At 57.0% G+C, this 12296-nt stretch carries 10 protein-coding genes; all 10 read left to right on the forward strand.

Annotation, left to right across the window (positions count from 1 at the left end):
* The first annotated feature begins 283 nt into the window (after positions 1–283).
* The 10 genes from BMX80_RS16625 to BMX80_RS16670 all read left to right on the forward strand — a co-directional run bounded on the left by BMX80_RS16625 (position 284) and on the right by BMX80_RS16670 (position 12294).
* Positions 284–1438, forward strand: a complete 1155-nt coding sequence (locus BMX80_RS16625; protein ID WP_074870556.1) for a methyl-accepting chemotaxis protein — start codon at positions 284–286, stop codon at positions 1436–1438.
* An 11-nt stretch (positions 1439–1449) separates the two neighbouring features.
* A complete protein-coding gene (locus BMX80_RS16630) occupies positions 1450–1734 on the forward strand; it encodes an STAS domain-containing protein (RefSeq protein WP_071871764.1) in 285 nt (94 codons plus the stop codon).
* A 7-nt stretch (positions 1735–1741) separates the two neighbouring features.
* Complete coding sequence (locus tag BMX80_RS16635; protein ID WP_074870558.1) at positions 1742–3448, forward strand: ATP-binding SpoIIE family protein phosphatase; 1707 nt, start codon at positions 1742–1744, stop codon at positions 3446–3448.
* Positions 3449–3491: 43 nt separating this feature from the next.
* Entirely contained in the window at positions 3492–3857 is a 366-nt protein-coding gene (locus BMX80_RS16640; RefSeq protein WP_071871762.1) for a response regulator, read from the forward strand.
* Between the two features lie 36 nt (positions 3858–3893).
* On the forward strand, positions 3894–5987 hold the full coding sequence (locus BMX80_RS16645) for a chemotaxis protein CheA (protein WP_074870559.1): 2094 nt from the start codon (positions 3894–3896) through the stop codon (positions 5985–5987).
* Positions 5977–6468 carry a chemotaxis protein CheW gene (locus BMX80_RS16650; RefSeq protein ID WP_071871760.1) on the forward strand — a complete coding sequence of 164 codons (492 nt, stop codon included), beginning with the start codon at positions 5977–5979 and terminating at the stop codon, positions 6466–6468. The genes BMX80_RS16645 and BMX80_RS16650 overlap by 11 nt, the downstream gene beginning before the upstream one ends.
* 2 nt (positions 6469–6470) lie before the next feature.
* Positions 6471–9572, forward strand: a complete 3102-nt coding sequence (locus BMX80_RS18095) for a methyl-accepting chemotaxis protein (protein WP_139214196.1) — start codon at positions 6471–6473, stop codon at positions 9570–9572.
* A 111-nt stretch (positions 9573–9683) separates the two neighbouring features.
* The gene (locus BMX80_RS16660; protein WP_074870561.1) at positions 9684–10502 is read left to right on the forward strand and encodes a CheR family methyltransferase; all 819 of its coding nucleotides are present in this window, start codon (positions 9684–9686) and stop codon (positions 10500–10502) included.
* Complete coding sequence (gene cheD / locus BMX80_RS16665; RefSeq protein ID WP_074870563.1) at positions 10499–11110, forward strand: chemoreceptor glutamine deamidase CheD; 612 nt, start codon at positions 10499–10501, stop codon at positions 11108–11110. Before BMX80_RS16660 ends, cheD begins: the two co-directional genes overlap by 4 nt.
* Positions 11111–11220: 110 nt before the next feature.
* Entirely contained in the window at positions 11221–12294 is a 1074-nt protein-coding gene (locus BMX80_RS16670) for a protein-glutamate methylesterase/protein-glutamine glutaminase (protein ID WP_074870565.1), read from the forward strand.
* Positions 12295–12296 lie beyond the last annotated feature (2 nt).

Below are 12296 nucleotides of genomic sequence, written 5' to 3' on the forward strand. Positions count from 1 at the left end.
GCTAAGGGTTTCGGCAATGAGCGGCTATGCCGGGTGGGGTGGAAGGGCTGGTTTTGCTGCTAATACAGCCAATTCAGGTGGCATAAGTGCCGCATTGCTCGGTGGGTTTGCCGTTGGCCGCTGCCTTTGCCAGCGCTCGTCTAAAGTTATGTGGCATCAAGCCGCTATCACGTTTGCGCCGGTTAGGCTGCCAAGTTTGACAGGCTGCAACGGCGCACTAGGTTTTATATGTGAATGCAGAACAGGGATCTGGCGCAGCCAAAGCGACCAGAAGGGAGTTTTCATGCAGGACCCCACAGCACCAAGCACTATGCCGGTTAAGCACCTGCTGCTTAGCGTAGTGCCGTGGCTGATCGTCGCTGTTTTAAGCCTGTGGTTGCCGCTGTGGTTGCTGCTGCCGCTAGGGGCCGTGATGAGCCTAGGCTTAGTGGCGTGGGATGCACAGCAGCGCAGCCAAGTACGCCACACCAAGAAAAAAGCGCAGCGCCCAGCCATCGACTGGCAGCCCTTGGGCCATGCGCTGGTGGCCGAAGTGGCGGTGGTGGAAGAACAGCTCAAGCGCGTTGAGCAGATTCTGCAACATGCCATCGACGAACTCTCCGCTAGCTTTCATCAATTGGCCGCACGCACGCACCGCCAGCATGAGCAGGCGCAGTCTTTAGTGGCGCGTTACGGTGAGGACAATGTTGGCCAAAGCGGCAGCTTTCAAGACTTTGTCAGCGCCACACAAAGCACCATGAGTTTGTTTGTGGAGGCGACGGTAGAAACCAGTCGCACCTCCATGAAGTTGGTCGATCGCATGGATAAGGTCACCGGCAAGATCGAAGAAATTCTCAAATCCACCGCCGATATGGACAGCATCGCCAAGCAAACCAATTTGCTCGCGCTGAATGCCGCCATTGAGGCAGCGCGTGCCGGTGAAGCCGGGCGCGGTTTTGCCGTGGTGGCCGATGAAGTGCGCAGCTTGTCCAGCCGCTCGACCGAGTTCTCCGAGGTGATTCGCGAGCATGTCGAAGAGGTGTTTCAAGAGCTCAAGCAGGCTGAAGGTGAGGTCAGCCAACTGGCCGCCAAAGACATGAGCTTTGCGCTGACGTCGAAGAAACAAATTGGCGGCATGCTCAGCGACTTAGAGCAGCTCAATCACCACACCGTCAACGTGGTCAGTGAGCTAGACGCTCTCTCGATTGACATTGATCGTGACGTCAGCCGCGCCGTGACAGCCTTGCAGTTTCAAGACATGGCCGGACAACTGGTTGGGCAAATCCGTCGTCATCAGAACAAGTTGCAAGCCTTAGGCGAGGCGCTGCAAAGCATGCAAAAACAAGCCCCGGCTCAGTGGAGTGACTATCTTGTAGAGCAGGCGCGTGCCCTAGAGCAGGCCCTGAGTAGCCCGGTGGCACAAAAAAACATCACCGCCGGTGACGTCGAGTTGTTTTAGGAGACTGGTTAATGAGCAGCGATTTTGTCGTACGGCCGCAAAGCCGCTTTGATTTCAACTGCTACCGCGCGTTTCGTGATGCGTACGAGCCTGCGTTGGAAAGCAAAGAGGTCAAGCGGATTTTGGTCGACCTCAAAGAGGTGCAGTACATGGATTCGGCGGCACTCGGCATCTTGCTGTTGCTGCGTGATCGCGCCAAAGCGGCCAGCAAAGAGGTCGAGCTGGTGAATACCTCGGGCGCAGTGCGCGAAGTGCTGGAAATCGCCAACTTCCCCAAAGTGTTCAAAATCAGTTGAGCAGCCTATGAAAGCTCTGCGCCTGCTGGTGGTGGATGACGACCAATTGATCGGCCAGTCCATCGAAGAGTTTGCCAAAAGTCTTGGGCATACCGCGGTGTATGCGCAAAACGGGGCGCAGGCGCTGGCGCATTTCGGCGAGCAGGAGTTTGACTTGGTGTTGCTCGATCGAGTGATGCCCGGCATGGATGGCCTTGAACTAGCGGGCAAGTTGCGTCGCCTACAACAAGGTCGCAACTGGTGCCCACTGATCATGCTATCTGGCTTTAGCGAGGTGGATGAGCAGATTGAAGCGCTGAATGCCGGTTGCGATGACTTTCTCGCTAAGCCAATCAACTTTCATGTGCTTGAGGCGAAGATCCACGCCTTTCGCCGTACCGCCGATCTCCAGGCGCAGATCAGCCGGAAAAACCGCGAATTACTGCATTTGCGCGAGGTTCAGGAAGAAGAACGGCGCATTGCCCAGCACTTAATGGCGCGTCTGGTGCGCCAAGAGCACCTCAATCACAGCAACGTACAGCACATGATTTACCCAGCCAGTTTGCTGTCTGGCGACTTGCTGTTGGCGTGCCCCTCTAACAATGGCGATATCTACGTGATGCTGGCCGATGCCACCGGCCACGGCCTGCCGGCGGCAATCACCCTGATACCGCTGACGCAAACCTTCTACGCCATGGCCAGTAAGGGGTTTCAGCTGGCCACCATCGCCGCTGAGCTCAACCTGCAAAACCGTCAGTACAACCCGGTGGATCGCTTTGTGGCGGCTACCTTGGCGGTGTTTCGCCCGCGTGAGCACATTTTGGAAATTTGGAATGGCGGCATTCCTCCGGCCTTGCTGCTGGACAAGAAAGGCCAAGTCTTGCGCCGTTTTGCCTCGCGCAATGTGCCTTTTGGTGTGCTGCCCAATGATGAATTCATCAATGAAACCGAGCTGTGTCAGATCCGTGAGGACTGCCAGTTACTGCTCTACTCCGACGGCTTAATTGAGGGCTGCAACCCCGCAGGCGAGCAATATGGCAAAGAGCGACTGGAGCAAGCGCTGCACAACGTCGCCCCAGAGCGCCGCTTAGAGGCGATTCGCCGTAGCGCCTTTAGTTACCTCGATGGCCAGCCTATTCAAGATGACCTGTCTTGCCTGTTACTGAGCTGCCCGCTGGAACTGGCCAATAAGCAGCCCGCCCGTAAAGGCGGGCAAGTCAGCAGCCAAGTGGGCGAGTGGCGCTTTAGCGTGAGCCTCTCTGCTGAGCAACTGAAACGCCTCGACATGCTGCCCCTACTGGTCGGTTGGGGGCAGTCGCTGGGGGTCGAGCCATCGCTGCGTGGCTCATTCAACCTGATTATGGCCGAGCTGCTGAGTAACGCGCTGGATCACGGCGTGCTGGAGATGGACTCGCGCATTAAAGGCGAAGTGGAAGGCTTTGAGCGCTATATCGAAGAGCGCAGCCAACGCCTGCAAGGCCTCGAACAGGGCGAAATCGACATTGAAATTGCGCACCGGCTAACCCCGCAGGGCGGCACTTTGGCCATCAGCGTGAGCGATTCTGGCAAGGGCTTTGATTTACATAATTTGCCTGAGCCAAACCCCGGCAGTTTGGCCTATCACGGGCGCGGTTTGCAGTTGGTGCGGGCCTTAACTGAGGTGTTGGAAGTACGTGGCCGCGGTAATGAGGTGTATGCCGAACTGAGCACAGACAGTGCGGCGCAAGAACGCTGACAAGGTGCCTATGGCCCCACGGTAATACTGGAACGAGAGAGCTATGAGCAAAAACATATTGATCGTTGACGACTCCGCGTCGATCCGCCAAATGCTGGGTTTCACCTTGCGCTCGGCTGGCTATCAAGTGGATGAAGCGGTGGATGGCAAAGATGGCCTCGGTAAGGCCCAAGGCAAGTCCTACAACTTGGTGTTTACCGACCAGAACATGCCCAACATGGATGGCCTGACGCTCATTCGCTCGCTGAGGCAAATCCCCACCTACAAAAGCACGCCGATTCTGATGCTCACCACTGAGTCCAGCGATGCGATGAAGCAACAAGGCCGCGCCGCAGGCGCCACCGGCTGGCTGGTGAAACCGTTTGACCCGCCCAAGTTGCTCGAAGTGTTGAAGAAAGTTTTGCCCTAAGCCGCGCGAATAACAGCATCGTTTCACGGAGCGCCCATGAGCCTGGATATGAGTCAGTTTCTGCAAGTGTTCTTCGAAGAAACCGAAGAGCATCTGGCTGCGCTTGAGCAGCAGCTGCTGACTATTGATGTCGATAATCCAGACCCAGAAGCGCTGAACGCGATCTTTCGTGCCGCGCACTCGATCAAGGGCTCCAGCGGTATGTTCGGTTTCGACGACCTGACGTCGGTGACCCACATTCTCGAGACCCTGCTCGACAAGCTGCGCAGCCAAGAAGTCAGCCTTGAAGCTGAAATGATCGACGTGTTTCTGCAAGCCCGCGATGTGCTCTGGCAGCTAATGGATGGCCACCGAAGTGGCGAGCCCGCAGCGCCCAAGCTTGGCGCAGAAATGTCGCAGCGCTTGCAGGCGCTGACGGACAAAGCCTTAGGTCTGCAAGCCGATACGGACGATGACGACGAGCAAGGCTTCGGCTTTTTTGTCGACGCCCCCGGCGTGCCGGATATCGATGCGCCTATGGTGCTGCCGGACATGCCTGAAGAAGCGGAAGACCAAGCCAAGGGTGAGGTTTATGGCTTTTTCGCCGATGCCCCCGGCACGCCAGAAACGGCCGATACAGCCACGGCCAGCAGTGAAGAAGATCAAGGTTACGGCTTCTTTGTCGATCTGCCTGACCCTAAACAAGAGAAAAAAGCCGACGACGAAGCCTTTGGCTTTTTTGATGACGCCCCAGGGGCGCCAAGCGCTGAGGTGCCCGCAGCGCCAGAGGCTGCCGCAGAGCCGCTAGCAGCGCCTGCCGAAGCCGCGCCAGTGCTCGCGCCAGTGCCCGCGCCAACTGCTGCGCCGCAAGCGGCGGCAGCGGAAAAAGCACCGGAAAAACCAGCCCCCGCAGCAGAGCCTGCGGCCAAGGCTGCACCTAAAGCCGCCGCGCCGCGCGCGGATAGTGAATCCAGCTCCATCCGTGTCAGCGTGGAGAAAATCGACACCTTAGTGAACTTAGTCGGCGAGCTGGTGATTACCCAGTCGATGCTTAATCAGCTCACCCAAGTGCTCGACCCCAGCCAGTTCGAGCGCATCTTTCATGCCTTGGGGCAGTTGGAACACAACACCCGCGACCTGCAAGAGCAGGTCATGTCGATCCGCATGTTGCCGATCAGCTTTGTGTTTAGTCGCTTCCCGCGCTTGGTGCGCGATACCTCCAGCAAGCTGAATAAAAAGGTCGAGTTGATTCTGCAAGGCGAGCACACCGAGCTGGATAAAGGCGTGATCGAAAAGCTCGCCGACCCGCTGACCCACATCGTGCGCAACAGCGTTGACCACGGTATCGAAAAGCCCGAAGACCGCCTCGCTGCCGGCAAGCCTGAACAAGGCACCATTCGCCTGTCGGCCTTCCACCAAGGCGGCAGCATCGTGGTGACGATCGCCGACGACGGCAAAGGCCTGTCACGGGAGAAATTACTCGCCAAAGCCAAAGAAAAAGGCCTGCCCGCCCACGAAGGCATGAGCGATAACGAAGTCTGGCAGCTGATCTTTATGCCCGGCTTTTCTACCGCCGAGCAGGTCACGGATTTGTCCGGGCGTGGCGTGGGCATGGATGTGGTCAAACGCAATATCCAAAGCATCGGTGGCAAGGTCGAGATCGACTCGGCGCTGGGCGTGGGTACGCGCATCACCATTCGCTTGCCGCTCACCTTGGCGATTCTCGACGGCATGATTCTCTCGGCGGCCGGCACTAACTATGTGGTGCCTTTGACCTACATCGTCGAGTCGCTACAGCCGGTGGTGGATGACATCCGCAGCGTGAATAACGAAGGCCAAGTGATTCGCGTGCGCGGCGAATACATGCCGCTGTTCAGCTTGCACCAGCTTCTTGGCATGGGCGTTGAGCCGCCGAAGCCGGAAACCGCCATTGTGGTCATCCTCGAGGCCGAAGGGCGCAAGTTTGCCTTGTTGGTCGATTACCTCGTGGGCCAGCAGCAGGTGGTGATCAAGAGCCTTGAGCAAAACTTCCACCGCATCGACGGCGTTGCCGGCGCCACCATCATGGGTGACGGCAGTGTGGCGCTGATTCTGGATGTCGATGCGCTTCCCCAATTAGCAGGACAACACGAGTTCGCCTATGAGCCATGACAGCGAAGCCCAAGCCGGGCCACTGCGCGAGTACCTGACCTTTACCTTGGGGCCGGAGGAGTACGCCATCGACATTCTGCGCGTGCAAGAAATCCGCGGTTACGACCAAGTCACGGCCATCGCCAACACGCCTAAGTTCATCAAGGGCGTGATCAACCTGCGTGGCGCCATCGTGCCGATTGTCGATTTGCGCATCAAATTCAAACTGTCTGATCCGGTCTACAACCAGTTCACCGTAGTGATCATCCTCAACGTTGCCGAACGTGTGGTCGGCGTCGTGGTGGATTCGGTCTCCGATGTGGTGGGGCTGGCGGAAACCGCCATCAAACCACCGCCAGAGTTCGGCGGCGCCTTCGACACCAAATACCTGCTGGGTTTGGGCACCGTCGATGAACGCATGCTGATTCTGGTGGATATCGAACAATTAATGACCAGCCAGGAAATGGCCTTGGTCGATGCTTCGGCAGAAGGGGAGGTGTGAACATGGGTAGCTTGCAGAGTCGAATCCGCATCAGCTGGAAGCTCTTGCTGATCGCCATGCTGGCCGTGCTCGGGCTGGCAGTGCCGGTGTATCAGCTCGACATGGCGATCTACAACAACCTGACGCGTATCGATAAAGAGCGCGAGGCGATTGAGCCGATCAATAACCTGCTCAACATGATGGCGCGCCTGCAAAAAATGCGCGGCCAAGCGCAGATTATCTTGGGTGGTAATGCCACTACGGCCGAGTACCAACGCTTGCTGGGTGAAGTAAAGCAAGAGTTCTTGCCAAAGATTCAGGCCTCTAGCCTGCTTAAGCACAGCGCCACCCTGCAAAAAGACTTAAGCAATTTGCAGGTAGAGGTGGACAAGATCAGTGCGGATGTTTTGGGTGAGCGCTTAAACGACACGCAAAGCTTTACCGCCCATACCGAGATGATTCTGCATGTACGCGGCTTTATTGATGACTTTGCCGAAGTATCTGGCTTGTCGCTCGACCCCGAACAAGCGACTTATTACCTGATGCTGGTTACCGTCACCCATGTGCCGGACTTGATACAAAACCTCGCGCAAACCCGTGGCTTAGGCATCGCCGCTATTAACGACGGCGTCGGTGGCGGCGAGAAGCGCGGGCAAATGCGCGGCCTGCTGAACATGACCGATCGCATCCTGTTTTTTATGCAGCGTGATTTGGGCCGCTCGTTTGCCGATAGCCCAGAAATTCGTGATCGCCTGCAGCCGGGCATGCAAAACGTCGCCGCCAAGGTAGGCGAGCTGAAGACCATGAGCGAGCGGGAAATTCTCAATGCGCTGGCATACAACATCGACACGCGTGACTTCTTCGCCCAATACACTCAAGTGCTCGATGAGGTGCTCAGCTACAACTACACCGCACTAAAAGCCTTGGATGAGCAGCTGGAATACCAGCACGATGCCTTCGGTGCCGACTTCACCCGCAGCGCGGTTTTAAGCGTGTTGGCCTTGGCGGTGATGCTGGCGCTGATTGCTTGGGTGGGCATCTCGATTCTGCGTTCATTCCGTGTCGCTATCGATTCGGCGCAAGAGATTGCCAACGGTAATCTGCGCGCGCAGATCAATGAAGAGGGCGACTACGACACCCGTCGTCTGCTCGGTAACCTTAAAGCCATGCAGCAGGAGTTGCTCAAGCGCGATATCGAAACCGCCCGCACCATCCACGCGCTGGATGCCGCCAGCACCAGCTTGATGTTGGCCGACGAAAACAACGTCATCGTCTACACCAACAAAGCCGTGCAAGAAATGTTCAAAGCGGCGGAAGCAGATATTCGTCAAGACTTACCGCGCTTTGATGCCGCTTCGGTGGTGGGCCGTAATATCGACCAGTTCCACAAGAACCCCGCGTATCAGCAGGGCATGTTGGAAAAACTCAAAGAGCCGCACAAAGCGCAAATTAACATTGGCCCACGCACCATGGCCTTTACCGCCACCCCGGTGTTTGGCAACCACGGCGATCGTATCGGCACTGTGGTGGAGTGGCGAGATCGCACCGCCGAGCTGAAGGCGCAAGCGGAAGAGCAACTTCGTCAGGCTGCGCTGGACAAGATCGCCGAAGACAACGCGCGGATTAAGAGCGCGCTGGATAACGTGTCTGCCAACGTGATGATCGCCAGTCCCGAGCGCGACATCATCTATATGAACAAGTCGGTGGCTGAGTTGCTGCAAAAGTGCGAACGCGATATTCGCAAAGACCTGCCTATGTTTAATGCCAGCAAACTGATTGGCGGCAGCATCGACCAATTCCACAAGAGCCCCGAGCACCAAGCGCGTATGTTGGCGCAGCTGAGCGGCACTCACCGGGCGCAGATTGAGGTCGGCGGTTTGACCTTCGCGCTGGTGGTGACTCCTGTGTTTGATGATGACGGTGATCGCCTAGGTACGGCAGTGCAGTGGATCGATCGCACTGAAGAAGTTCGTGTGGAGAAAGAAGTAGGCAATCTGGTGAATGCTGCTTCGGCCGGGGACTTTACTCAGCGGTTAGATGTCGCCGGGAAAATGGGCTTCTTTAAGCGCCTAAGTGAAGACCTCAATACCTTAATGGTCAGTGTTGAGGATGGCTTGCGCGATTTGCAGCGTATGCTCGAAGGCCTCGCCAAGGGTGATCTCACCGTACGGGTGACTAGAGACTACTCAGGTATCTTTGCCGACCTTAAGGGCTACTCCAACCAAACCGCAGAAAGCTTGGCCGATATGCTCGGGCAGATTCGCGAGTCGGCAGATACCATCTTTACCGCCGCCAGCGAGATTGCGCAGGGCAACTCCGACTTGTCTTCGCGCACCGAGCAGCAGGCTTCCAGCCTTGAGGAAACCGCCTCGAGCATGGAAGAGCTCACCTCTACCGTGCGTAATAACGCCGACAATGCGCGGCAGGCTAACTCATTGGCCATGAATGCCTCGCAGGTGGCTACCTCCGGCGGTGATGTGGTGCAGAAAGTGGTGCACACCATGGCGGCGATTAATGATTCGGCACGCAAAATTGCCGACATCATCGGCGTGATCGACGGCATCGCCTTCCAAACCAATATCTTGGCGCTTAACGCCGCGGTAGAGGCGGCGCGAGCCGGCGAGCAAGGCCGTGGCTTTGCCGTGGTCGCGGCAGAGGTGCGTAACTTGGCGCAGCGCTCTGCTTCGGCCGCGAAAGAGATCAAATCGCTGATCGAAGACTCGGTGAACAAGGTGGAAGACGGTAATAGCCTCGTGGCTCAAGCCGGCAGCACCATGAGCGAGATCGTGGTGTCGATCCAGAAAGTCACCGACATCATGGCCGATATTGCCGCCGCTTCGGCCGAGCAAAGCACCGGTATTGAAGAAGTGAACCGCGCTGTGAGTCAGATGGACGAAATGACCCAGCAAAACGCCGCACTGGTGGAAGAGGCCGCTGCCTCGGCCGAAGCCCTGCAGGGCCAGTCCAACATGCTGTCGCAGTCGGTGGCGGTGTTTAAGCTCGATGATCGCCCACAGCAAAGCAAACTGGCGGCCAGCAAGCCCGTTGTCGCAGCTCGGCCGATGGCAACGCGCTCTCTGCCTAAGGTGAGCAAGTCGGCGGAAGATGAGTGGGAGGAGTTCTAAGCCCACGCGCAAACGTCGCACAGGCCCACGGCAAGTCTGCAGATTTTGCATGTAGCCTTGCCGTGGTCTTAGTCCAGCTGTGAAGCAGTCTAAGGAGTCGTAACGGGGGCTATGGAGCGGGAATTTACCTACACCAAGGCCGATTTTGAGCAGGTGCGCCAGCGGGTTTACCAGATGGCCGGCATCAGCTTGGCGCCGAGTAAAGACCAGTTGGTGTACAGCCGGCTGGTGCGGCGTTTGCGCAGCTTGCGTCTGCGCGATTTCCCCAGTTATTTCCTCTACCTCGATAAGCATCCTGAAGAGGCTGAGCACTTCGTTAATGCGCTGACTACGAACCTGACTTCGTTCTTTCGGGAAGAGCATCATTTTGAGTACTTAGCGCAGTACCTGCGCGAACAACACAAGCCGGGGCGTAACTGGCGCATTTGGTGCTCCGCAGCCAGCACCGGCGAAGAGCCGTATTCCATCGCCATGACCTTGGCCGAGACGTTTGGCCGCTTCGATGTGCCGGTGCAACTGATTGCTTCCGATATCGACACCAAAGTGCTGAGCACAGCGCGTGAAGGCATCTACCCCGAAGCACGGCTAGAGTCGGTCAGCACGGAGCGGCGCAAGGCGTTCTTTTTACGCGGCAAGCAGAGTAATGCCGGCAAGGTGCGGGTGGTGAAAGAACTGCGGCAGATGATCGAGTTTCGGCAAATCAATTTGCTCGATCAGAACTGGGGCCTAGGCAATGCGCTGGACATTATTTTTTGCCGCAACGTGATGATCTATTTCGATAAGCCCACCCAGCACAAAGTGCTTGAGCGCATGGCAAAACTATTGCCAGAGCACGGTCGCTTTTTTGCCGGGCACTCAGAAAGCTTTGTGCACGCTAACGATGTGGTTCGCCTGATTGGCCGCACTATCTACAAGCCGGTGCGCAAATGAGCCAGCACGAACAACATAACGGGCCACTGGAAGAGCGCACCTACTTCGACCGCTACTTTGAAACCGAAGCGGTGAAGATTCTGCCCGGCGAGTACTACGTGACCAAGCGCGATGTGCTGATCGTGACGGTGCTGGGGTCGTGTATTTCAGTGTGCCTGCGTGACCGCACCACCGGCGTCGGTGGCATGAATCACTTTATGTTGCCGGGCACTGACGAAGGGCTAAACCCTGCATCATCGTCAGCGCGCTATGGTGTGTACGCCATGGAAATGCTGATTAACCACCTGCTGAAAATGGGGGCCAAACGGCACAACTTCGAGGCGAAAATCTTCGGTGGTGGTAACGTACTGCGCGGCATCACGCAAAACCATGTGGGTAGGCGTAATGCTGATTTTATTCACGAATACTTGCACGTTGAGCGCGTGCCCGTGGTGGCCGAGGACTTACTCGATGTGTATCCGCGCAAGGTGTATTTCTTTCCCGCCACGGGCCGTGTGTTGATTAAAAAGCTTAAGAGTCTCAACAACACCACCCTGCTGGATCGGGAAATGGAGTACAGCATGCGTATTCGCAAAGTGCCGGTGTCGGGCGATATCGATTTGTTTTAACGGGCTTGAGGGCGGTTTAAGGCTAGCTAAACTTGCTAATACCAACCAATAGTTTTTAGCGAACAGGAAAGCTGCTCAGGGGCAGTGCGTAGTTAGTAGAGGAGGTCGCCTTGGCTATCAAGGTATTGATTGTCGATGATTCGGCGTTAATTCGTAGCTTGCTGAGTGAAATGATCAGCGCAAGCCCGGACTTTATTGTCGTTGGCACCGCCAAAGATCCGTTTGAAGCGCGCGACATGGTCAACCACTTCACGCCCGATGTGATCACCCTCGATATCGAAATGCCGCGCATGGATGGCCTGACCTTCCTCGATAAACTGATGCGCGCACGGCCCACCCCGGTGGTGATGATTTCTACCCTCACCGAGCAAGGCTCCGAAGCCACCTTTAAAGCCATGGAGCTTGGCGCCATCGACTTTGTGCCTAAGCCCAAGATTGGTGTCGTGGAAGGCATGCAAGCCTACCGCGACGATATTCTCGATAAGTTGCGTTCTGCGGCGCAGGCGAAAATCCTCAAGCGCTTACCACCGGTGCGTAAAGCGGTGAAAGTCGACGAGGTGATGCCCAAGGCAACCAAACCCGGCGGCCTGCGAGATGACACCGGCCTAATCGTTGCTCTAGGCGCCTCAACCGGCGGCCCAGAGGCGCTGAAGAGGGTGATTATGGCTTTGCCGCCAGACTTTCCCAGCGTGGTGATCACGCAGCACATGCCGCCGGGGTTTACCTCGTCTTTTGCGGCGCGGCTTGATCGCCTGTCGCAGCTGACCGTGCTGGAGGCCAAAGGTGACGAGCGTATTTTGCCTGGGCATGTGTACATCGCCCCCGGCGATCAGCATTTAGTGGTCGAGCGGTTTGGGCGCTTTTACGTCACTAAGCTGTCGGATGCGCCGCCGGTGTTTCGCCATAAGCCGTCGGTGGATGTGTTATTTCGCTCGGTGGCCAATGCTGCCGGGCCGAATGCCGTGGCAGCGCTGTTTACCGGCATGGGCAAAGATGGCGCGCAAGGCATGCTGGATATCTACCAAGCCGGTGGTATGACCATGGCGCAAGACGAAGCCAGTTGCGTGGTGTATGGCATGCCACGTGAGGCCGTGGCCTTAGGCGGAGTGCACGAGCAGCACAGCTTGGGGCAAATGCCACGGCAACTGATTCACCACGTCGCGCAGCGCCAGCATAAGGGTTAACG

Origin of the sequence: Atopomonas hussainii (assembly GCF_900109735.1) — a bacterium.
Lineage (GTDB): Bacteria > Pseudomonadota > Gammaproteobacteria > Pseudomonadales > Pseudomonadaceae > Atopomonas > Atopomonas hussainii.

Excerpts from the sequence above, each read along its gene's own strand:
- BMX80_RS16625 (WP_074870556.1), top strand. The coding sequence starts at position 284 with ATGCAGGACCCCACAGCACCAAGCACTATGCCGGTTAAGCACCTGCTG.
- BMX80_RS18095 (WP_139214196.1), top strand. The coding sequence starts at position 6,471 with ATGGGTAGCTTGCAGAGTCGAATCCGCATCAGCTGGAAGCTCTTGCTG.
- BMX80_RS16630 (WP_071871764.1), top strand. The coding sequence starts at position 1,450 with ATGAGCAGCGATTTTGTCGTACGGCCGCAAAGCCGCTTTGATTTCAAC.
- BMX80_RS16635 (WP_074870558.1), top strand. The coding sequence starts at position 1,742 with ATGAAAGCTCTGCGCCTGCTGGTGGTGGATGACGACCAATTGATCGGC.
- BMX80_RS16660 (WP_074870561.1), top strand. The coding sequence starts at position 9,684 with ATGGAGCGGGAATTTACCTACACCAAGGCCGATTTTGAGCAGGTGCGC.
- BMX80_RS16650 (WP_071871760.1), top strand. The coding sequence starts at position 5,977 with ATGAGCCATGACAGCGAAGCCCAAGCCGGGCCACTGCGCGAGTACCTG.
- BMX80_RS16640 (WP_071871762.1), top strand. The coding sequence starts at position 3,492 with ATGAGCAAAAACATATTGATCGTTGACGACTCCGCGTCGATCCGCCAA.
- cheD (WP_074870563.1), top strand. The coding sequence starts at position 10,499 with ATGAGCCAGCACGAACAACATAACGGGCCACTGGAAGAGCGCACCTAC.
- BMX80_RS16645 (WP_074870559.1), top strand. The coding sequence starts at position 3,894 with ATGAGCCTGGATATGAGTCAGTTTCTGCAAGTGTTCTTCGAAGAAACC.